The following is a 21,979-nucleotide window of genomic DNA, read 5'->3' as shown; positions in this document are numbered from 1 at the left end:
GGCGACAGGGGCTGTGATGGGAGGGAAGCATGATCATTCTTGTCGGCTATGTGAGCATCGAGGGGCAATCGAAGAAGATCGCCGAGACGGTCGCCGCCCAGATCGAAAAGGGTGGTGACCGCGCCATTCTGTTCAACGTCGTCACAGGGGCGGAATATGGAGTTGACCATCCGCAGGCGGTCATTCTTTGCGCCCCGATCCATGCCGGCCGCTACCCGGCCCCATTCGTCGATTTCGTCGAACGCGAGCGGGATTGGCTGAAATCAGTGCCGAGCGCCTTCGTTTCCGTTTCGCTGTTCATTCGCAGCGAGTTTGCCGAAGAGCGCGAGGAAGCAATGCATTTCCCCGACGCGCTGATGGCGCAGACCGGCTGGACGCCGGGCATGGTTCATCACGCCGCCGGCGCGCTTCGGTATACGGAATACGACTTCTTCAAGCGCTGGATGGCCAAGCGCCTCGCCGAACGCGAGGGTGCGCCGACTGACGTCAAGCAGATCCACGAATTTACCGACTGGGCGGCCCTCGCTACCTTTACAAAGGACTTCGTCGCTGCCGCCAAGGCCTGACCGAACCGCCCGCCGGTCCGGCCGGCGGGTTTCTTTTGTACGGCGTTGAATGCCCCGACGGCTAGTGAGATAGCATGACCCAGATCCTGCTCGTGGCCGCTGGAGGCGCTGTCGGTTCGGTTTGCCGCTATCTGGTCGGCGTTTGGGCGTTGCGCTTGATGGGGCCGTCCTTTCCCTGGGGCACGGTTACAGTCAATATCGTCGGTTCCTTTGCCATCGGCATGCTGGCCGAGCTGATCGTCGCCCGTTTCGGTGCCTCCGCCGAATTACGGCTCTTGTTGATCACCGGCTTTCTCGGCGGCTTCACCACCTTTTCTGCCTTTGCACTCGATGCCGTCACGCTTTTCGAACGAGGCGCCTCGCTTGCACTGATGGCCTACCTGATCCTCAGCATTGCTGCCACGATTGCTGCGGCGTTCGCCGGTATCGGCCTGATGCGTTCGTTGCTCTGACCGGTTTTCCTGTTTCCATCTTCGTTCGAAATGCTCTAAAGCCCTGCTGAAGACGAGATCTGCGGGCTTTTCCGCAGCAGTGACCGGAAGAATGGGCTATGGCAGGCATCGAACATATCACCGTGGAGGCCGACGAGGCGGGCATGCGTCTGGACCGTTGGTTCAAGGTGCATTTCCCTGGCCTGGGCTTTGGCCAGTTGCAGAAACTGATGCGCTCCGGTCAGGTGCGAGTCGATGGCGGCCGGGTGAAGACGGATGCCCGCGTGCAGCCGGGGCAGGTAGTGCGCGTGCCGCCCCTGGATGTGGATCTGAAGGTGAAGTCCGGGCCGATCGGCTCGCACGACCTTAAGCATTCCGAGGACGGCGAGCTTCTGTCGCGCATGCTGCTGCATGAGGACGAGAAGGTGTTCGTGCTAAACAAGCCGGCCGGACTCGCCGTGCAGGGCGGCTCCGGTCTGACCCGCCACATAGACAAGATGCTTGAGGCCTGGACCAGCAAGAAGGGCGAGAAGCCACGGCTTGTGCACCGGCTCGACCGCGACACCTCCGGCGTACTGGTGGTTGCCCGCACGCGCGGTGCGGCGCAGAAGCTGACCGCGGCCTTCCGCGAACGCGACACCCACAAGACCTACTGGGCGCTGGTCAGGGGAGTGCCGCGCAAGCACGAGGACAAGATATCGACCTGGCTGGTCAAGGACCAGACCGACGAAGGCGACCGCATGCGCGTCGCCAAGCACGGCGAGGATGGCGCCGATCACGCTGTTTCCTATTACCGCGTCATCGATACTGCTGCACAGAACCTCGCCTGGCTGGAGATGGAGCCCTACACGGGCCGCACCCATCAGTTGCGTATCCATGCACTGCATATCGGCCATCCGATCATCGGCGACCCGAAATACTTCATCGACGACCACAACTGGGATTTCCCCGGCGGCGTCCAGAAGCGGCTGCACCTGCATGCGCGTCGCATCGACATACCGCATCCGAACGGGGGACGCCTGAAGGTCACGGCGCCGCTGTCGCCGCATATGGTGCAGTCGTGGAACCTTTTGGGCTTCGACCAGGCGGACGGCGACAGGGAAGAGGAATGAAACTCGTCCTCTTCGATTGTGACGGTACCCTGGTCGATAGCGTCGCCTTGATTCACGAGGTGATGGTCCGGACCTTCCGCCAGTTCGGCAAGGCCGAGCCTTCGATCGCGGCGACCAAAGCGATCATAGGACTGACCCTCGACATCGCGATCGCCCGCATGGACGGCAAGCCGCATGCAGACACGGAAGCCGTAGCGATGATGGCCTATTACAAAGAGATTTTCGGCGACGTTCGCGGTGAGGTCGGTTTCCAGGAGCCGTTGTTTCCCGGCATAACCGAGCTGATCATGGCTCTATCGGCTCGCGAAGACGTGCTGATCGGTGCCGTCACCGGCAAGTCCCGTCGTGGCCTCGATATGGTGCTTGAAACCCACGGCTTTGGGTCCCATTTCTTCGTTTCCCGCACGGCGGACGACTGTCCGTCGAAGCCGCATCCGGCCATGGTCACCGAATGCTGCGACCAGACGGGTTTCGTACCGGCCGACACGATTGTCATTGGCGATGCGGTCTACGACATGCAGATGGCCAAGGCGGCTGGCGCCACGGCGATCGGCGTATGCTGGGGCTATGCGAGCGTCGAGGAATTGTGGGCCGCTGGTGCCGATGCGGTCGTCGACCGGCCGGCGGACATCCTGAATTACATACACTGAGGTTTACCGATGCGCGAAGAGTTGAGCGTTTTCATCCCCGAGCAGAGCGATGCCGATCCGGTGCGCCGGGCGCAGATCCAGATGAAGCGGCCGCAGGCCAAGCGCTTCTACACGGATGTAACGGTTGAGCCGGAGGGCGAGGCCTTCGCCGTGAAACTCGACGGGCGCGCCGTCAAAACTCCGGGCAAGAATCTGCTGGCTTTGCCGACCCGCGCCGCAGGCGAGTTCGTGGCCGCCGAATGGCGTGCCCAGGGCACTACAATCGATCCGGAAAGCATGCCGGCAACGCGCATTGCCAATACTGCGATCGATGCGGTCGCCGATCAGGCCGAGGCGGTGTTCGAGGACATCGTGCGCTACAGCGGCAGCGACCTGTTGTGTTATCGCGCAGATGGCCCGCAGGAACTCGTCGAGCGTCAACACGAGCGCTGGGATCCGGTGCTGTCTTGGTTGGCCGCAAACCATTCCGCCCGTTTCATCCTGATAGAGGGCGTGATCCATCAGGAACAGCCTGAGGAGTCCGTGGCCGCCTTCGCCAAGGCGCTGGAAGCGGAGCGGTCGCCGCTCGCACTATCCTGCCTGCATGTGATGACGACCCTCACCGGTTCGGCGATGCTGACGCTCGCGCTCCGGGACCGCCACCTTACGCTCGATCAGGTCTGGGCGCTCGCCCACCTCGACGAGGACTGGACGGACGAGCACTGGGGTGTGGATCTGGAGGCACAAGCGCGTCGCGCCAAGCGCTTCACCGAAATGGCCGCGGCCGCGGCTCTGCTCGAGGCGCTGCGCGTCACGGATTAATGCTTCGCTAACCATAAAGGTGGGACTCTTTGGCGGATTAGAATCATCCGTCCGGGGTTGCTCATGTTTGCGCGCTTCTTCAAGTTTGGCTTTGCGCTGTTGTTGCTCGGTGCTTTGGCGTCCTGCAGTCTCATCAACGGCCGGCCCATCACCCGGCCGCTCAGCTACAACGTGAGAGACGTCACCGTGATCGCCGATGCGACCGTACCGACGAGGATCGTCGCCGGTGTGGACCGTCGTGTATCCGCTGCCATTGCGGCGACACGGCCGCCGGCTGGCGCCGAGCGGGTGGTCGTTCTCGTGCGGATCGAAAGGCTCAGGTACGGCTTCAACGCGCGCCGGCATCTGCAGGCCGCCCGATTCTCGGTGACCGCCGCCTCGGTGGAGACGGGCGACCCGGTCGCAACGGGCAGCTTCCTGGTCCACAACCCGACCAATGATCCGCGTATTGCGGAGGAGCGGCTTGCCGAAGAGATCGCCAGCCGCGTGCGCTTCGCCTTTTCGTTGGCGTCGCCATCCTTGCGCAAGGTTGTCCGGCCGCCGCGCACGCAATCCACCAGGCTGAAGTCCGCTCTGGCGCCCGAGACGCCGGCCGTTGTCGCGCCGACGGCAGCGACCGCAACCAGAGCCGAGCCTACCGCAACGCTTCCGGCAGCGGTTGCTCCGCCCGCCGAGGCGTTCGAAACGAACATCGAGGAAGGCGCACGCGGAGCGGTCAAGCTCGGCGGCGCGTCGCTAGTCGTCCCCTGCGATCCGACCGAGAACAAGGACTGCTCAGCACCGAAGCCGTGAAAGCTTCGCGCTCGCTTCGATTGACTTGGGCAGGCCTTCCACCTATTTCAAATGCTACGGATGGTTTCCGATCTGCCTAAGGGGGGCTCGGAAAGCAAAAGGGAATGCGACGGCGGGGATCCAGACCGGGACCGCCAATCGCAGCCGACCCCGCGACTGTAGAGCGGCGAGGGTCTTCCGTTCGACACAGATCTCGACGAAGGATGGCGGTTCGCGTGGTGCGGACGATCCAAGGCGAGGCCTGAGCCGGAAAAGCCACTGGAGGGCTGCGCGATCAGCCGGGGCCGGACGCCTCTATCATCTACGAATCGTCCTCCCTTTCGCGTCGCATCCACCTCCGGGAAGGCAAGGAAGATCCGCCGGTGCTTATCGAGCACCACGACCCGCGAGCCAGGAGACCTGCCAACCGTGCCGGGCATCAAGCCCACACCTTGTAAAGGGGAGGCTCCCCTTGTTGCCAGCACGGAGGTTGTCGTGGCGACACTATCGACGAACGGGATCCCCGGATCCCGTGAATGCGCACATCTTGCGGTCTCGTTTAGCGAGGTCCGCTGCAGCTCGGTCGGGCAACGCCTGTCTGCGTCCGGCGGCTGGAACCTGCGGCCGCACCATGGCTGCCGCACTCTCCTTATTCCTGCCGGCAGGTGCTGAGCCATGGCTGGCAAATCCTCTTCCATTCTCGTTCTCGGCGGCGCCCGTTCGGGCAAGTCGCGCTTTGCCGAAGGTCTTGCCCTCGATTGCGCGGCTGACCTCCATTATGTCGCGACCGGTCGCGCATTCGACGACGAAATGCGCGACAGGATAGCCAGGCACCGGGCCGATCGCGGCGATGGCTGGGCGACCCACGAGGAGCCGGTCGAACTGGTCGGCCAACTCAAGAAGCTCGATGATCCGTCCCGCGTCGTGCTGGTCGACTGCCTGACGCTGTGGGTCACCAACCTGATGCTGGAAAACCATGACGTGGCGGCCCGCTCGGCCGAATTGGCCGCGTTTCTCCCGCAGCTGAAGGCAAGGGTGATCCTGGTATCGAACGAGGTCGGGCTTGGCATCGTGCCCGAAAACCGCATGGCGCGCGAATTCCGCGACCATGCCGGACGACTCCACCAACTAATCGCGGCCAGCGCCGCCGAAGTCTATTTTGTCGCGGCCGGCTTGCCGCTGAAAATGAAGGGTTGACCATGCTGCAACAGAAGATCCCCGCGACCGTCATCACCGGCTTTCTCGGCGCCGGCAAGACCACGATCATCCGCAATCTGCTGATGAATGCCGGCGGCAAGAAGATCGCGCTGATCATCAACGAGTTCGGCGATCTCGGCGTCGACGGCGATGTGCTGAAGGGCTGTGGCGCGGACAACTGCACCGAGGACGACATCATCGAGCTGACCAATGGCTGCATCTGCTGCACCGTCGCTGACGATTTCATCCCGACCATGCAGCGCCTGCTGGAACGCGACGTGAAGCCCGACCACATCGTCATCGAGACCTCCGGTCTGGCACTTCCCCAACCCCTGGTCGCCGCCTTCAACTGGCCGGACATCCGCACCCGCGTCACCGTCGACGGCGTCATCACCGTGGTCGACAGCGCCGCCGTTGCCGCCGGCCGCTTCGCCGACGATCACGACAGGGTGGACGCCGCCCGCGCGCTGGACGAAGGCCTCGACCACGACAGCCCGCTGGAAGAACTGTTCGAGGATCAGCTGACCTGCGCCGACCTCATCATCCTCAACAAGACCGACCTGCTCGACGCCGAGGGCATCGCCAGGGTGCGGGCCGAGGTGGCCGAACGCATCCACCGCAAGCCGACGCTGATCGAGGCGAGGAACGGCGACGTGCCGGCGCTGGTGCTGCTCGGCATCGGAGCGGGCACCGAGGACGATATCGAGAACCGCAAGTCGCACCACGAGATGGAGCACGCGGCGCTGCACGAAAGCGGCGAGGCCCATGACCATCATCACGACCACGACGAATTCGAGAGCTTCGTGATGAAGCTCGGCGCGATCACCGATCCGTCCGGCTTCGTCGATCGACTGAAGAGCGTGATCGAAGCCCATGATGTGCTGCGTCTCAAGGGTTTCATCGACGTGCCGGGCAAGCCGATGCGCCTCGTCATCCAGGCGGTCGGTTCCCGCATCGACACCTATTTCGACCGCCCCTGGGCCTCCGGCGAAACCCGCGAAACCCGCTTCGTCGTCATCGGCCTGCACGACTGGGATTTCGGCGCGGTGGTCGAAGCCGTCGAGAAGGCGGCTTGAGGTTTGAATAAGCGTATGAGCGCGCGGTTCACCCCCCTCTGGCCTGCCGATCTCCCCCTCATGGGGGGAGATCGGCATGCGGTACCCGCAACGACGGTGGCTGGACTTCCCGCATCTGTCAGTTCCTGGAGTGCTCGCTCGACGATGGAACGTTCGGCGAGGCTTGCCATCTTCCGATCTCCCCCCTTGAGGGGGAGACGCCCGGCAGGGCAGAGGGGGGTACCCGCGACGCTCCAGGGCAGCAATGAGGGGCATGTTACCCATGCCGTGCGCGCATGCATCTTCTCCTAGCCCAGAAAGGCTCGATCGCCGACGGAGACGAGGCCGTCGATCTCGGCCAGACGCCGGGCGACATCCTCTTCCTCTCGGCGGCCGACACAGAACTGGCCGCGATTGCCGCGGCGGTGACCGCCCGTGCCGAGGGCCCGAGTTTCCGGCTTGCCAGCTTGATAAGCCTCAGGCACCCGATGTCCGTCGACACCTATGTCGAGCGCACCGCGCGGCATGCGAAGCTGATCGTCGTCCGGGCGCTCGGCGGCGCGAGCTATTTCCACTACGTGCTCGAGGCGCTGCATGCCATGGCCCGCCGCACCGGTGCGGCGATCGCCGTGCTTCCCGGCGACGACAAGCGGGACGAAGGGCTTGCCGAATTCTCGACCCTTCCGCCCGACGACCTGTCCGCACTCTGGGCCTATCTGATCGAGGGCGGGGACGCCAATGCCCGGGCCTTCGTCGACCATGCCTGCGCCCTGATCGGACACGGCGAGAAGCCGGCCCCCGCCGCGCCCCTCCTGAAAGCCGGCATCTGGTGGCCGGGCAGGGGCGCCATCGGGGTGGGCGAATGGAAGAAGGCTTCGACGACTGCCCCTCATCCGCCTGCCGGCACCTTCTCCCCGTCGAACGGGGCGAAGGGATTTGCGGCGGCGTCGGCGTCCCCTTCTCCCCGCCTGCGGGGAGAAGGTGCCCGAAGGGCGGATGAGGGGCTATCTGGCGCCGAGCACTCCCTTGAGGGGGAGATGGCCGGCAGGCCAGAGGGGGGTGAACGCACGCCGCTGCCCGTCGCCGCCGTCTGCTTCTACCGCGCCCTCGTGCAAAGCGGCGAAACCAAGCCGGTCGAGGCGCTGATCGACGCCTTGAAGGCCGAAGGGCTGAGAGCGCTGCCGGTGTTCGTCTCCAGCCTGAAGGACGCCGTCTCGGTCGAGACGCTGCGCTCGATCTTCGCCAAGGCGCCGCCCGCTGTGGTCATCAACGCCACCGGCTTTGCCGTCTCGGCGCCGGGGGCCGAGCGGGTCTCGACCGTGCTGGACGAGGGCGGCGCGGTCGTTCTTCAGGCGCTGTTCTCATCCTCCAACCGCGAGGCCTGGGAGGCCTCGTCGCAGGGCCTCACCGCTCGCGATCTCGCGATGAGCGTCGCACTGCCGGAGGTCGACGGCCGGGTGATGACGCGTGCCGTCTCCTTCAAGGCCGCCGCCCGTTTCGATGCCCGTGTCGAGACCAATATCGTCACCCACGAGCCCGATGCCGGCCGCGCCGCCTTCGTCGCAAGATTGGCCGCCAACTGGGCGCGGCTCAGGTCGACGCCGGCTTCGGAGCGGCGGGTGGCGCTGGTCATGGCAAATTATCCGAACCGCGACGGCCGCCTCGGCAACGGCGTCGGCCTCGACACGCCGGCCGGCACCGTTGAAGTCCTGCGCGCCATGGCCGCCGAAGGCTACACACTCGACGCTCTGCCCGCCGACGGCGATGCGCTGATGACCCACCTGATGGCCGGCCCGACCAATGCGGCGACCGACGGCCGCGAGATCCGCGAAACGCTATCAGCAAGCGATTACATTAGCTTCTTCGAAAGTCTTCCGGAAAAGGTTCAGCAAGACGTCACCGCGCGCTGGGGCGGACCGGAGACGGATCCGTTCTTCCTCGACGGCCGGTTCGCTCTGCCGTTGTCGCGCCTCGGCAACGTCGTGGTCGGCATTCAGCCGGCGCGCGGCTACAATATCGACCCGAAGGAAACCTACCATTCTCCCGATCTCGTGCCGCCGCACGGCTATCTTGCCTTCTACGCCTGTCTGCGCCAGGAGTTCGATGCCCATGCGGTGATCCACATGGGCAAGCACGGCAATCTGGAATGGCTGCCGGGCAAGGCGCTGGCGCTGTCGGAAACCTGCTACCCGGAAGCCGTCTTCGGCCCGCTGCCGCATCTCTACCCCTTCATCGTCAACGACCCGGGCGAGGGCACCCAGGCCAAGCGCCGCACCTCCGCCGTCATCATCGACCACCTGACGCCGCCGCTGACCCGCGCCGAAAGCTATGGGCCGCTGAAGGACCTGGAGGCACTGGTCGACGAATATTACGAGGCCGCCGGCGGCGATCCGCGCCGGCTGAAACTGCTCAAGAAACAGATCCTCGACCTTATCGCCGATATCGGCCTCGACCAGGACGCCGGCATCGCCAGGGGCGAGGCAGAAGAGACGGCGCTCGAAAAGCTCGACGCCTATCTCTGCGACCTGAAGGAAATGCAGATCCGCGACGGTTTGCATATTTTCGGTCTTGCCCCGGAGGGCCGGCTGCTGACCGACCTGACCGTGGCTCTGGCCCGTGTGCCGCGCGCTCTGGGCGAGGGCGGCGATCAGAGCCTGCAGCGGGCGATTGCGGCGGATGTTCTTGCGAAAGAAAACCCCTCCCCAACCCCTCCCCACAAGGGGGAGGGGCTTCCACTTGCGCCGGACGCTTCCGTCGAACGTCAAGGCCGGCCACGGGTGCTCTCCCCCCTTGTGGGGGAGATGGCCGGCAGGCCAGAGGGGGATATTTCGGGCACGAACGCCGATTTCGACCCCCTCGACTGCATCATGTCCGATCCCTGGACCGGTCCGAAACCCGCCGCCCTCGCCGATCTCACCGACGCGCCGTGGCGCACCAAAGGCGATACCGTCGAGCGCATCGAGCTTCTCGCCGCACATCTGGTTGAGGGCACCGCGTCCTGCCCCGTCGACTGGCGCCAAACCCGCGCCGTGCTCGACGAGATCGAAAACTGCCTCAAACCCTCGATTATCCGCTCAGGCCCAGCGGAAATCGAAGGTTTGCTCACCGGTCTTTCCGGCCGCTTCGTGCCGCCCGGTCCCTCCGGCGCGCCGACTCGCGGTCGGCCGGACGTCCTGCCCACCGGCCGCAACTTCTATTCGGTGGACAGCCGTTCGGTCCCCACGCCTGCCGCCTACGAACTCGGCAAGAAATCGGCCGAACTGCTGATCCAGCGCTACGTGCAGGACCATGGCGAGTGGCCGACCTCCTTTGGTCTGACCGCCTGGGGCACGTCCAACATGCGCACCGGCGGCGACGACATCGCCCAGGCCCTGGCGCTGATCGGGGTCAAGCCGCTCTGGGACATGGCCTCGCGCCGCGTCACCGGTTACGAGATCCTGCCGCAGGCGATCCTCGGCCGCCCGCGCGTCGACGTGACGCTCCGCATCTCCGGTTTCTTCCGCGACGCCTTCCCGGAACAGATCGCGCTCTACGATAAGGCGGTACGGGCAGTCGCTGCCCTCGATGAGGACGAGGCCGACAACCCGATCGCCGCCCGCGTGCGGGCCGAGACCGCGCGGCTGGTGGCGGATGGATTGGATGACAAGGCGGCCGCCCGTCGCGCCGCCTACCGCGTCTTTGGTTCCAAGCCCGGTGCCTATGGGGCAGGCCTGCAGGCGCTGATCGACGAGAAGGGCTGGGAGCGCCGCGGCGATCTCGCTGAAGCCTATCTCGTCTGGGGCGGCTATGCCTATGGCGCCGGTGAAGACGGCAAGGCCGAGCGCGGCCTGTTCGAGGAACGGCTGCGCACGGTGCAGGCGGTGGTGCAGAACCAGGACAATCGTGAGCACGATCTGCTCGACAGCGACGACTATTACCAGTTTGAGGGCGGCATGACGGCAGCGATCGAGCATGTCGCGGGCAGCCGTCCGACCGTCTATCACAACGATCATTCGCGGCCGGAAAAGCCGGTGATCCGCACGCTCGAGGAGGAGATCGGCCGCGTCGTGCGCGCCCGCGTCGTCAACCCGAAGTGGATCGACGGCGTTATGCGCCACGGCTACAAGGGCGCCTTCGAGATCGCCGCGACCGTCGACTACATGTGCGCCTTTTCCGCTACCACCGGTGCCGTGCGCGACCATCATTTCGAGGCGGTCTACCAGGCCTTTGTCCTCGACGAACGCGTTCGCGATTTCATGGCGGAGAAAAACCCGGCGGCGCTGCGCGAAATGTCCGAACGGCTGATCGAGGCGATCGACCGCGGGTTGTGGACGCCGCGCAGCAATTCGGCGATGTTCGACCTTTCGCGGCTCGCGCAAGGTCGTGCCTGAAACGACAATTGGAGGATGACACGATGACTGACGAGCTTCCCGGCGCTTCACCCGAAGCCGATCTCGCCCGCCACGCGGAAAAAATGGCGAAGAAGAAGGCCGCGCGTGAGAAGATCATGGCCACCAAGACCGGCGAGAAGGGCCTGATCATCGTCCACACCGGCAAGGGCAAGGGCAAGTCGTCCGCCGCCTTCGGCATGATCTTCCGCCATATCGCCCACGGCAAGAAATGCGCCGTCGTGCAGTTCATCAAGGGCGCCATGTCGACCGGCGAGCGCGACCTGATCCTCAAGCACTTTTCCGACCTGTGCGAGTTCCACACCATGGGTGAGGGTTTCACCTGGGAAACCCAGGACAAGGCGCGTGACATCGCCATGGCGAAGGCCGCCTGGGAAAAGGCCAAGGACCTGATCCGCGATCCGGGAAATTCCATGGTCCTGCTCGACGAGATCAACATCGCCATCCGCTACGACTACATCGACATCGCCGATGTGGTCGAGTTCCTGGAGACCGAGAAGCCGGAAATGACCCATGTCGTGCTAACCGGCCGCAACGCCAAGGACGAGCTGATCGAGATCGCCGACCTGGTGACCGAGATGGAACTGGTGAAGCACCCGTTCCGCTCCGGCATCAAGGCGCAGATCGGGGTGGAGTTCTGAGCGGGGCACGTTAGCTCCGCCCACCGTGCGGACGGGTCATCGCCTTAGGATCGCCGCCGTCTCCGCATTGGCCGGAACGAAGGATTCGATCGCCAGTTCCGACAGTGTGATGTCGAGCGGCGTGCCGAATACCGTCGTCATCGACAGGAACGAAAGCACGCCGGCCTCGGTCTCGATCTCGAGCGGCACGGCGATGTCGCCGAGATTGCGCGGGACGCCCGTCACAGCGCGCCGCGTCGTCGGCGGCACCGGCAAGGCGATGAGCTCTTCTAGAAGCGCGCGCAGCACCGGGTCGCCGCTGCCGGCGATCTGCTGCTGCAGCCGCTCCAGCAGATGGTTGCGCCATTCGGCAAAGTTGATGATCCGGCGGCCAAGGCCATCGGGATGAAGGCTCAGACGAAGCACGTTGACCGGCGGCGCAAGCAGTCTTTCGTCCGTAACGCCGGCAAGCAGGAGGCCAAGGGCCGCATTGGCGCAGACCAGCGTCCAGTGGCGGTCCACGGCGAGCGCCGGGAAAGGCTCGTGCCCCTTGAGAATGAGGTCGATTGCCTCCCGGGCGGCCACGAGGGCCGGATCGTCCAGCGATCTCTGAGCGAAGACCGGCGCATAGCCGGCGGCGATCAGGATCGGATTGCGCTCGCGCAACGGCACGCCCAGCCGCTCGGTCAGATGCAGCAGCAGGTCGCGGCTGGGCGCCGCGCGCCCGCTTTCGATGAAGCTCAGGTGCCGCTGCGAGATTTCGGCGTCGAGCGCCAGGTTGAGCTGGCTTAAATGGCGGCGCCGCCGCCATTCGCGCAGGATGTCACCCAGGCTCCGGGCGGTCATGCGGCCGCCGGGACCTTGTCGAGGAAGCCGTTGACCTCCCTCAGCCGGCCGTCCTCGACGATGGCAAAGTCGGTTCCCTTGATCATCTCGTCATTGTCGGCCGGACCGAGCTTCCAGGAGAAGCGCAGGCGGTCGCCATAGCCGTCCGCAGCAAGCAGGGCGAAGCGGAAACCGGGGAAGCGGGCCTGGACGGCACTGACCAGTCCGTCGATCTCCGCATAGCCTTTTCCGGCCATCAGCGGATCGACATAGGTCGCGCCTTCCAGCCAGCTTTCTACGATCAGCGTATGGCGCCGGGCTGCGTCGGTTTCGTTCCAGACGGCGATGTAGCGTTCGGCGATGGTGTTTGCAGTGTCCATGATCTTGCTCCTTGTGGGTGCCCGGTTCGTCCAGGCAGCCCGATCATCGGCAAGGAGCGTCATAGCATCAATTACCTCGGAGGTAATGGAGGGCCGATTGTCTCGCGGCGTCTCAGAACCCCACCCAGACCCGCACCGGATTGGTCGGGTCCATCAGCAGCTTGGTGGCGAGCGCCACGCAGGTGACGATCAGCAGCGGCTTGATCAGCTTGGCGCCGTTCTTCATGGCGAGCTTCGAGCCTGCCTGGGCGCCGAGAAACTGGCCGATGCCCATCAGCAGCCCGACCTTCCACAGCACCACGCCGCTTGCCAGAAAGACGAGGAAAGCGCCGAGATTGGAGGAGAGGTTGAGGAGCTTGGTGTGGGCGGTGGCCTTCAGCATGCCGAAGCCGGCGAGCGATACGAAGGCCAGCATGAAGAACGATCCCGTGCCGGGGCCGAACACACCATCATAAAAGCCGATCAGCGGCACGAGGGTCAGGCCGAAGACGAAGGGCGTCATGCGCTGATGGCGGTCGACATCCGAAAGATTGGGCTTTAGCGCGAAATAGGCGGCGATCGCCACCAGCAGGAAGGGCATCAGCGCGCGCAGCACGTCGCCGGGCACCACGGTGGCAAGCACCGCCCCAAGGGCGCCGCCGAGCCCGGCCAGCGCCGCCATCGGCAACTGGCTCCTGAGGTCCACGTGGCCCTTGCGGGCATAGGCGATCGTCGCCGAGGCGGCGCCGAACATCGACTGGAGCTTGTTGGTACCGAGGGTCTGGAGCGGCGGGATGCCGGCGATCAGCATGGCGGGAATGGTGATCAGCCCGCCGCCGCCGGCGATCGAATTGATAAAGCCGGCCAGAAAGGCGGCGATGAACAATAGCAGCAGCGTGGAGAACAGGATTTCGGGCAAGGCAAAGGTCCGCACGGAGGGAAACGGCAGGCGGATCGCTTCGCCCGACTGCCCCTATCGCACAAACCGGACGGCACAAAAAGCCCGTTCGCTGTGCTGTTGCGCCTCAAAGGCCCGCCGCCCGGAAGTCCGCTCTCCCGCCTGGCCAGCGAAGGAGGGCGCAACTCCCGGCCGGCCGGGATCACATGCCTCTGACGAGATTACCCAGCAGCAGGAGAACGAAGGCGGCGGTCATGATCCAGAACGACGGAATCGCCGCAAACGGCAGGATATTGAGGAAAATCAACACTGCCGCGATGGCAAGCAGAACCGCGATGACGAAAACGGCCTGGGTGGGGCGGCTCAGATACATTGTATGGTGCTCCAAATGGGTGGTCCTGGGCTCAGGACGACATCGTCTAATGACGTGGACCGACCAAAGTTCCATGAGGTCGGAAATATAGTCTCCGTCCGGTCCCGTGGGCCGTCGCGTCCGTCCGAGCGCGGATGGCCCACAGAATGGCGCAAACAGGTTTGACCTGATGGTGCCGACTGGCTAAAGCTCTTGTCCATGTGCGACGGCGCCTGTTCGACAGGCTGGAAATAGTCCGGTGCGGCCGACCCAAGCAGGGGGCCAATTCCGGAGCTGTCCGTAAAGGCCATGGAGTTGCCGTCAGGTGCCGGCTCCGGCGCTTCGTACATGAGAAAACGAAGCAGGAGGCCTATACATGTCGGAAAAACTCGGAATCATGGTCTGCGGCCACGGCAGCCGAAACCAGAATGCGGCGCGCGAATTCGCCATCATCGCCGAGGCGCTGCGGGCCAGAAACCCCGACATGCCGGTGGAATACGGTTATCTCGAATTCTGCAATCCGGTGATCTCGGCCGGCCTCGACAAGCTGCGCGCCGAGGGCGTGACGCGGGTTCTCGCCGTGCCGGGCATGCTCTTTGCCGCCGGCCATGCCAAGAACGACATTCCTTCCGTGCTCAACACCTACCAGGCCCAGAACCCCGGCATGGTCATCAATTACGGTCGCGAGCTCGGCATCGACCTGAAGATGATCCGTGCCGCCGGCGACCGCATCCAGCAGGCGGTCGACGAAGCCAACCGGACGCTCGGCGTGGTCGACAAGCACGACACGCTGCTGATGGTTGTGGGCCGCGGCTCGTCCGACCCGGACGCCAATTCCAACGCTTCCAAGGTCATGCGCATGCTCTGGGAAGGCATGGGCTTCGGCTGGGGCGAGACCTGTTATTCCGGCGTGACCTTCCCGCTGGTCGAGCCGGGGCTCACCCATGCGGCCAAGCTCGGCTACAAGCGCATCATCGTCTTCCCGTATTTCCTCTTCACCGGCGTGCTGGTGAAACGCATCTATTCCTACACCGACGAAGTGGCGGCGCGTCACACGGAGATCCAGTTCGTCAAGGCGAGCTATCTCAACGACCATCCGCTGGTGCTCGACGCCTTCCAGGACCGGGTCAAGGAAATCCTCGAGGGCGCGGCGGTGATGAACTGCCAGATGTGCAAATACCGCGAGCAGGTGCTGGGCTTCGAGGCCGATATCGGCCAGCCGCAGGAGAGCCATCACCACCATGTCGAAGGCATTGGCGGCGGCCTGGAAAACTGTCCGTGCAAGGGCGATTGCGACGCCTCCTGCCGCGACCCCGATTTCTGCAAGGAGCACGGCTTGCCCTGGACGCCCGTTCATTCCCATGCCGAGCCGAACGAGCTAGAGCCGGCCTTCGACTACGCCCCCTCGACCACGCTCGGCGGCAAGTACGGCCACCTGATGAACGCGGCTCCCGACGCCGAACTCGAGGCCGTGATGAACGCGCCGTCGAGCGGCAAGGTGCATGTCCACGAGCACGGCCCGAGCTGCGGCTGCGGCCATCACCACGGCCACGAGCAGGGCCACGACGACCATCATCACGACCATACCCATGGGCATGCCCATGACCATGAACATGACGATCACGCCCATGCGCAGGGACCCGGACATGACCATGGTCACAGTCATGGCCACGGCCATGACCACGATCATGCCGGCGGCCATTCCCACGATCACGGCCACCACGACCATCATCATGCCCCGTACCCGCACGCCGACCATCCGCTCGGCCCGAAGTCGATGCAGAAGAAGAAGTGATGGGGCAGGTGGCACAATCGCTGGCGGGCGTCTGCCCCTCATCCCCCTGCCGGGACCTTCTGCCCGTCTTGACGGGAAGAAGGGGGATGAGGCCTGGGCGGTGCCATACGTTCCTTCTCCCCGCGAGCGGCGAGAAGGTGGTGGCAGCCGGATGAGGGGCGGTTCATGACGATCCTCGACTACATCCGCGATCCCGCCGAGATCTATCGCCAGTCCTTCGAGACGATCCGCGGCGAAGCGGACCTCGCGCGTTTTTCCGGCGGTATGGAAAAGCTGGCGATCCGGCTGATCCATGCCTGCGGCATGACCGATCTGACCGACGACATTGTCTTTTCCGCCGGCGCCTTCGAGGCCGGAGCGGCGGCGCTGGCCAAAGGCGCGCCGGTGCTCTGCGATGTGGAAATGGTCCGCCACGGCATCATCCGCCGCCTGCTGCCGGCGGAGAACGAGGTGATCTGCCTGCTCAACGACCCGCGCGTGCGCCCGAAGGCCGCCGGGATCGGCAATACCCGCTCGGCCGCCCAGGTCGATCTGTGGGACGAGCATCTCGCCGGCGCCGTCGTCGCCATCGGCAATGCGCCGACCGCGCTCTTCCGCCTGCTGGAGCGGCTTGATGCCGGCGCGCCGAAGCCGGCGCTGATCCTCGGACTTCCGGTCGGTTTCGTCGGCGCCGCCGAAAGCAAGGAGGCGTTGATCGCGGACAGTCGCGGCGTACCGTTCATCGCCGTTCGCGGCCGGCGTGGGGGCTCGGCCATGGCGTCTGCCGCCGTCAACGCACTGGCCGGGGGGCTCGGCGCCAATGACTGACAGAACGGCCGAAACGACACCCTGGCTCACCATCATCGGCATTGGCGACAACGGGCTTGCCAGCCTGACCCCGCAGGCCCAGGCGCTGCTCTGGCAGACCGAGACGATCGTGCTGGGCGAGCGGCTGGACAGCGTGCTGGAAGGCGCGCATCTGCCGGGCCTGAAGCGCATTCTCAGCTGGAGCGCCGGCTTTCGCGAGACGCTCAGCGAAGTGATGAGGTTGCGCGGCGCGCCGGTCACCATTCTCGCCACCGGCGATCCCATGCATTTCGGCATCGGCGCGACGCTCAGGCGTTATGTCCCGGTCGAGGAAATGGTGATCCTGCCGTCTCCCTCGGCGTTTTCCCTGGCGGCCGCGCGGCTCGGCTGGCCGCTGCAATCTGTGGCGCAGATTTCCCTGCATGGCCGCCCGCTCACCCACTTGAACCGTCATCTCCTGCCGCGCGCCCGCATCCTGGCGCTGACCTCGGATGCCTCGACCGTCATTGCCGCCGCCGCCCTTCTGGTGAAGCGCGGCTTCGGCGCCTCGATGCTGTCGGTGCTCGAGCACATGGGCGGCGATGCCGAGCGGATCACCGTGATGACGGCGCAGCAGATGCTGGAAAACACGCCGCCGCTATCCGATTTCAACACGCTGGCGATCGACTGTGCCTCCGAATCGCCGCTGCTTTCGCCCGTGCCGGGCCTGCCGGACGAAGCCTTCCGCCATGACGGACAGTTGACCAAGCGCGAGATCCGCGCCGTCACCCTGTCGCAGCTCCAGCCCTTTCCCAATGCGCTACTCTGGGACGTCGGCGCCGGCTGCGGTTCGATCGGCATCGAATGGATGCGCACCGGCATGGGCACGCGCGCCATCGCCATCGAGGGCAAGGCCGAGCGCATTGCGATGATCAGCGCCAATGCCGATGCGCTGGGCGTGCCGGATCTGGAGATCGTCGAGGGTGCGGCGCCGGATGCGCTTGAAGGGCTGGAAGAGCCGGACGTGATCTTCATCGGCGGCGGCATCAATCACGAGGGTCTGTTCGAGGCCTGCTGGGAGGCGCTCGCTCCCGGCGGCCAGTTGGTCGCCAATGCCGTGACGATCGAAGGCGAGGCGCGCCTCGCCGACCTGCGCGGCGCCTTCGGCGGCGAACTGATCCGCCTTTCCGTCGCCCGCGCCGCCCCGGTCGGCCGCTATTGCGGCTGGAAGTCGCTGATGCCGGTGACGATCTGGTCGGTGACGAAGGGGGAAATTGCATGACCCTTTTCGCCTTTCAAGACCCCCTCTGGCCTGCCGGCCATCTCCCCCACAAGGGGGGAGAGACCCGTGTCGCCAACGTGTTGCGCGGCGGCCATTCTCTCCTCGCGGACATTGCTGTTCGGGCGTTGACCTACGTCCCCCTGAGGTCGCGGGCCTTCCCGCGTGCCTGTCTCCCCCCTTGTGGGGGAGATGCGCGGCAGGGCAGAGGGGGTATTTTTCAGAAGAGCGAGGGGCGATCCTCATGACCGGCAAACTCTACGGCCTCGGCCTTGGCCCCGGCGATCCGGAACTGATCACGCTGAAGGCGCACCGCATCCTGAGTGCTGCCCCGGTCGTCGCCTATCCCGCTCCGGACACCGGCCCGAGCTTCGCGCGCCAGATCGCCGCCGCTTACCTGAGTTTCCACCAGGTCGAGGTGCCGATCGTCGTGCCCATGCGGGTCGAGCGGTTTCCCGCCCGGGAGATCTACGACGAAGCGGCCGAGACGCTATCGCGCCACCTCGATGCGGGCCTCGATGTCGCCGTGCTGTGCGAGGGCGATCCTTTCTTCTACGGCTCCTTCATGTATCTGTTCGATCGCTTGTCGGACCGTTACGAGACCGAGATCGTGCCCGGCGTGTCGTCGATGATGGCGGCCGCTGCCGCCCTCGGGCGGCCGCTCGCCGCGCGCAACGACCTGCTTTCCGTCGTGCCGGGACCGCTCGACGACGAGACGCTGAGGAGCCGGATCGACGCCGCCGCCGCCGTGGCCATCATCAAGGTCGGCCGGCATTTTCACCGCATCCGCGCGCTGATCGAGGCCATGGGGCTGACCGCTTGCGCCGGCTATGTCGAACGCGTCAGCCTGCCCGAACAGCGCGTGCTGCCGCTGTCCGCCGTGGCGGAAGACGTCGCGCCCTATTTCTCGATGATCCTGATCTACAAGGGCGGGGAGGGCTGGAATGCATCGCTTGCCGCCGCAACGCCCCGCCATGACGGAAAGACGCCATGACCCTCGCATCACAACCCGCCGTCGTCATCCTGTCCGAGGCGAGCCGATCGCTTGGCCGCAAGATCGCCGACGCAATCGGCGGCGAACTCCACGGCGCCCGGGCCCGCACCTCGGATGTCGACGTCGCCTTCGATGAGACCAGGTCCCATCTGACGGCGCTCTTCTCCGCCGGCCGGCCGATCGTCGCGGTGATGGCCTCCGGCGCGCTGATCCGCATCCTGGCGCCGCTGCTTGCCGACAAGTACAGGGAACCGGCCGTCGTCGCCGTCTCAGAAGATGGCGCCTCAGTCGTCCCGCTGCTCGGCGGCCACCATGGCGCCAACGATCTTGCCCGTACCATCGCCGCAGCCTTCGATGCCCATGCCGCGGTGACCACCGCCGGCGACGTGAAATTCGGCGTCGCCCTCGACCAGTCGCCGCAGGACTATGGGCTCACCAATCCGGCCGACGCCAAGGCCGTGATGGCGGAGCTTGTGGCCGGGGCGAAGGCGCAAGTTTTCGTCGAACTTGCGGGACACTCCCCTCTGTCGCTTCGCGACATCTCCCCCTCAAGGGGGGAGATCGCAGGTGCTCGGGGAGGCGCTCTGTCTGTCGAAAACGCTGCCCATCCGCGCGCCGGCGCAGCCGCGCTACTCGACACGGGCGATGGTCCGATCTCCCCCCTTGAGGGGGAGAGGCCCGGCAGGGCAGAGGGGGGTGTCGCCGCCTGGCTCATCTCCTCCCGCATCCCCTTCGCCGAGGACGGCACGGTGACGCTGACGGTCACTGACCGCCCAAAACACGCCGGTCCGCTCGAACTGGTCTATCATCCGAAGACGCTGGTGCTTGGCATGGGTTGCGAACGCCATGCATCGAGCGAGGAAGCAATCGCGCTCGCCGAACAGGCTTTGGCGGACAGTGACCTCGCCTGGCAGAGCCTCGCCGCCGTCGCCTCGATCGACGTCAAGGCCGATGAAACCGCGATCCACGACGTCGCCGCGCATTTCGGCGTGCCGGCCCGCTTCTTCCCCGCCGCGCGGCTGGAAGCGGAAGCGCCGCGGCTGAAGAACCCGTCGGACATTGTCTTTGCCGAGGTCGGCTGCCATGGCGTGGCCGAAGGCGCTGCCCTTGCCGGCGTCGGCAGCAGCGGCGACCTCGTCTTCCCAAAAATCAAGTCGAAGGGCGTCACCGCCGCGATCGCCCATAGCGCCGCGACCGTCGATCCGGTGACAATCGGCCGGGCGCGCGGCACACTCTACGTCGTCGGCATCGGCCCTGGCGCCGACCAGTGGCGCTCGCCGGAGGTCTCGGCCATGGTCATGGCCTCTACCGATCTCGTCGGCTACTCGCTCTATCTCGACCTGCTCGGTCCGCTCGCCATCGGCAAGACCCGCCACGATTTCGACCTTGGCAAGGAGGAGGCACGCGTCGTCCATGCGATGGAACTGGCGGGCGAGGGCAAGACCGTAGCCCTCGTCTGCTCGGGCGATGCCGGCATCTATGCCATGGCGACGCTGGTGTTCGAACTGTTCGACAAGGGCGGCATTTCGGATGCGGCGTCGCGCATCGAAGTGCAGGTCTCGCCGGGCATTTCGGCGCTCCAGGCCGCCGCCGCCCGCATCGGCGCGCCGCTCGGCCACGACTTCTGCACCATTTCGCTCTCCGACCTTCTGACCCCCTGGGAACATATCCAGCGCCGGGTTAAGGCCGCGGGCGAGGGCGATTTCGTCATTGCCTTCTACAATCCCGTGTCGATGAAGCGCCGCACCCAGCTTGCTTACGCCCGCGACAAGCTGCTCGAATACCGCCCGGCCTCCACGCCGGTCATCCTCGCCACCAATCTCGGCCGTCCGGGCGAGCATGTCCGCACCGTGCCGCTCGGCTCGCTCAACGTCGATGACGTCGACATGCTGACGGTGGTCGTGGTCGGCTCGTCGGAGAGCCGCACGGTCACGACCGGCGACGGCAAGACCTGGGTCTACACCCCGCGCGGCTATTCGGGGAAGGCGGAGAGCGGGATGAAGGAGGGGCGCGGAGAATGAGACTCACTGTCCGTGGTTCTTCCCCCTCTGTCGGCTGCGCCGACATCTCCCCCATAAGGGGGGAGACCAAGCCGCGCCCGGCGGTCTGTCATGCCCGCATTCTAGCTTCGCTGGCCTTGTCCGGATTTTCGACCATGCCGCTTGGCAGGTTGCCGGCAGTTGTGCGGTTCTCCCTCCTTGTGGGGGAGACGGCCGGCAGGCCAGAAGGGGTCTTTCATCTGACAGGGAGAACGGCATGACCGTCTATTTCATCGGCGCCGGCCCCGGCGCCCCGGATCTCATCACCGTGCGGGGCCTGAGGCTCATCGAGCGTTGCCCGGTCTGCCTCTATGCCGGCTCGCTGGTGCCGGAAGAGATCGTGCAGGCGGCGCCGGAAGGTGCGATCGTCAAGGACACCGCACCGATGCATCTCGACGCGATCGTAGCAGAGATGGAAGCCGCCCATGCTCGCGGCGAAGATGTCGCCCGTGTGCATTCCGGCGACCCGTCAATCTATGGCGCGATCGCCGAACAGATGCGAAGGCTCGACGCGCTGAACATCCCCTACGACGTCGTGCCGGGCGTGCCGGCTTTCGCCGCCACCGCCGCGCGGCTGAAGACGGAGCTGACGCTTCCCGAGATCGCCCAGACGGTGATCGTCACGCGCACCGAGATGAAGGCGTCGTCGATGCCGGAATTCGAGACGCTGGAGATCCTTGGAAAGTCGAGGGCGACGCTCGCCATCCACCTGTCGATCCGCAACCTCACCCATATCCGCGATACGCTGACGCCCTATTACGGCGAGGACTGCCCGGTGATCATCGCCTATCGCTCGACCTGGCCGGACGAACTCCTGATCCGCACCACGCTGAAGGACATGGCCGAGGAGGTGCGCAAGGCGAAGATCACCCGCACGGCCCTCATCATGGTCGGCAAGGTCTTCGGCCATGTCGAATTCCGCGACAGCGATCTCTACAATTCCGAGTTCTCCCACGTGCTGCGCAATGTGGGAAAGAAGAACAAGAATATACTGACGAAGTAGCGTCAGCCCGAGGGGCAACGCAGACATTGCCCTTTGGATTGATGCGGGTAAGCTGCAGCCATCCGAGCCTCGAAACTGC

The 21,979-nt window shown here is 65.3% G+C and carries 20 protein-coding genes and 1 riboswitch; of the genes, 16 read left to right on the top strand and 4 right to left on the bottom strand.

All coding sequences use genetic code 11. The features are described 5' to 3' along the window. Window positions 1-29: 29 nt before the first annotated feature. The 10 genes from ACWPVA_RS07045 (at window position 30) to cobO (ending at window position 11,612) form a co-directional block, all read left to right on the top strand. The gene (locus ACWPVA_RS07045; protein ID WP_454287005.1) at window positions 30-566 is read left to right on the top strand and encodes a flavodoxin domain-containing protein; all 537 of its coding nucleotides are present in this window, start codon (window positions 30-32) and stop codon (window positions 564-566) included. A gap of 74 nt (window positions 567-640) precedes the next feature. Continuing rightward, on the top strand, window positions 641-1,018 hold the full coding sequence (gene crcB / locus ACWPVA_RS07040; RefSeq protein WP_454287004.1) for a fluoride efflux transporter CrcB: 378 nt from the start codon (window positions 641-643) through the stop codon (window positions 1,016-1,018). A gap of 98 nt (window positions 1,019-1,116) precedes the next feature. Next, window positions 1,117-2,109 (top strand): RluA family pseudouridine synthase, encoded by a 993-nt coding sequence (locus ACWPVA_RS07035; protein WP_454287003.1) that lies wholly within the window; start codon window positions 1,117-1,119, stop codon window positions 2,107-2,109. Continuing rightward, window positions 2,106-2,759 (top strand): HAD-IA family hydrolase, encoded by a 654-nt coding sequence (locus tag ACWPVA_RS07030; RefSeq protein ID WP_454287002.1) that lies wholly within the window; start codon window positions 2,106-2,108, stop codon window positions 2,757-2,759. The genes ACWPVA_RS07035 and ACWPVA_RS07030 overlap by 4 nt, the downstream gene beginning before the upstream one ends. 9 nt (window positions 2,760-2,768) lie before the next feature. Beyond that, a complete protein-coding gene (locus ACWPVA_RS07025) occupies window positions 2,769-3,560 on the top strand; it encodes an ATP12 family chaperone protein (RefSeq protein ID WP_454287001.1) in 792 nt (263 codons plus the stop codon). Window positions 3,561-3,623: 63 nt separating this feature from the next. Next, window positions 3,624-4,352: a hypothetical protein gene (locus ACWPVA_RS07020; RefSeq protein ID WP_454287000.1), complete on the top strand. Its 729-nt coding sequence runs from the start codon at window positions 3,624-3,626 to the stop codon at window positions 4,350-4,352. 44 nt (window positions 4,353-4,396) lie between these two features. Further along, a riboswitch (cobalamin riboswitch) is annotated at window positions 4,397-4,773 on the top strand. Between the two features lie 233 nt (window positions 4,774-5,006). Then, entirely contained in the window at window positions 5,007-5,528 is a 522-nt protein-coding gene (gene cobU, locus ACWPVA_RS07015) for a bifunctional adenosylcobinamide kinase/adenosylcobinamide-phosphate guanylyltransferase (protein WP_454286999.1), read from the top strand. Between the two features lie 2 nt (window positions 5,529-5,530). Beyond that, window positions 5,531-6,604: a cobalamin biosynthesis protein CobW gene (cobW, locus tag ACWPVA_RS07010; protein WP_454286998.1), complete on the top strand. Its 1,074-nt coding sequence runs from the start codon at window positions 5,531-5,533 to the stop codon at window positions 6,602-6,604. Window positions 6,605-6,879: 275 nt separating this feature from the next. Beyond that, on the top strand, window positions 6,880-10,953 hold the full coding sequence (gene cobN, locus ACWPVA_RS07005) for a cobaltochelatase subunit CobN (protein WP_454286997.1): 4,074 nt from the start codon (window positions 6,880-6,882) through the stop codon (window positions 10,951-10,953). A 23-nt stretch (window positions 10,954-10,976) separates the two neighbouring features. Then, on the top strand, window positions 10,977-11,612 hold the full coding sequence (gene cobO, locus ACWPVA_RS07000; protein WP_454286996.1) for a cob(I)yrinic acid a,c-diamide adenosyltransferase: 636 nt from the start codon (window positions 10,977-10,979) through the stop codon (window positions 11,610-11,612). A 36-nt stretch (window positions 11,613-11,648) separates the two neighbouring features. Here cobO and ACWPVA_RS06995 read toward each other — a convergent pair whose 3' ends face one another. The 4 genes from ACWPVA_RS06995 to ACWPVA_RS06980 form a co-directional block, all read right to left on the bottom strand. Next, the gene (locus ACWPVA_RS06995) at window positions 11,649-12,437 is read right to left on the bottom strand and encodes a helix-turn-helix domain-containing protein (RefSeq protein WP_454286995.1); all 789 of its coding nucleotides are present in this window, start codon (window positions 12,435-12,437) and stop codon (window positions 11,649-11,651) included. Continuing rightward, window positions 12,434-12,796: a nuclear transport factor 2 family protein gene (locus ACWPVA_RS06990; protein WP_454286994.1), complete on the bottom strand. Its 363-nt coding sequence runs from the start codon at window positions 12,794-12,796 to the stop codon at window positions 12,434-12,436. The genes ACWPVA_RS06995 and ACWPVA_RS06990 overlap by 4 nt, the downstream gene beginning before the upstream one ends. 112 nt (window positions 12,797-12,908) lie before the next feature. Continuing rightward, complete coding sequence (locus ACWPVA_RS06985) at window positions 12,909-13,694, bottom strand: TSUP family transporter (RefSeq protein ID WP_454286993.1); 786 nt, start codon at window positions 13,692-13,694, stop codon at window positions 12,909-12,911. Window positions 13,695-13,875: 181 nt separating this feature from the next. Then, window positions 13,876-14,046 (bottom strand): hypothetical protein, encoded by a 171-nt coding sequence (locus tag ACWPVA_RS06980; protein ID WP_156951546.1) that lies wholly within the window; start codon window positions 14,044-14,046, stop codon window positions 13,876-13,878. A gap of 355 nt (window positions 14,047-14,401) precedes the next feature. On the opposite strand from ACWPVA_RS06980, the gene ACWPVA_RS06975 reads away from it, so the two are divergent. The 6 genes from ACWPVA_RS06975 to cobM all read left to right on the top strand — a co-directional run bounded on the left by ACWPVA_RS06975 (window position 14,402) and on the right by cobM (window position 21,900). After that, window positions 14,402-15,820, top strand: a complete 1,419-nt coding sequence (locus tag ACWPVA_RS06975) for a sirohydrochlorin chelatase (RefSeq protein ID WP_454286992.1) — start codon at window positions 14,402-14,404, stop codon at window positions 15,818-15,820. A 171-nt stretch (window positions 15,821-15,991) separates the two neighbouring features. Further along, entirely contained in the window at window positions 15,992-16,627 is a 636-nt protein-coding gene (locus tag ACWPVA_RS06970; protein ID WP_454289548.1) for a precorrin-8X methylmutase, read from the top strand. Beyond that, complete coding sequence (gene cbiE, locus ACWPVA_RS06965; protein WP_454286991.1) at window positions 16,620-17,867, top strand: precorrin-6y C5,15-methyltransferase (decarboxylating) subunit CbiE; 1,248 nt, start codon at window positions 16,620-16,622, stop codon at window positions 17,865-17,867. The genes ACWPVA_RS06970 and cbiE overlap by 8 nt, the downstream gene beginning before the upstream one ends. A 241-nt stretch (window positions 17,868-18,108) precedes the next feature. Beyond that, window positions 18,109-18,858 carry a precorrin-2 C(20)-methyltransferase gene (gene cobI / locus ACWPVA_RS06960; RefSeq protein ID WP_454286990.1) on the top strand — a complete coding sequence of 250 codons (750 nt, stop codon included), beginning with the start codon at window positions 18,109-18,111 and terminating at the stop codon, window positions 18,856-18,858. After that, window positions 18,855-20,879: a precorrin-3B C(17)-methyltransferase gene (cobJ, locus tag ACWPVA_RS06955; RefSeq protein WP_454286989.1), complete on the top strand. Its 2,025-nt coding sequence runs from the start codon at window positions 18,855-18,857 to the stop codon at window positions 20,877-20,879. Before cobI ends, cobJ begins: the two co-directional genes overlap by 4 nt. Before the next feature lie 235 nt (window positions 20,880-21,114). Next, window positions 21,115-21,900, top strand: coding sequence for a precorrin-4 C(11)-methyltransferase (gene cobM / locus ACWPVA_RS06950; RefSeq protein WP_454286988.1), 786 nt, complete (start codon window positions 21,115-21,117; stop codon window positions 21,898-21,900). Window positions 21,901-21,979: the final 79 nt, after the last annotated feature.

This window comes from Rhizobium arsenicireducens (assembly GCF_964021225.1).
Note: the sequence above shows the minus strand (reverse complement) of the source record. Positions and strands in the feature narration are given on the sequence as shown.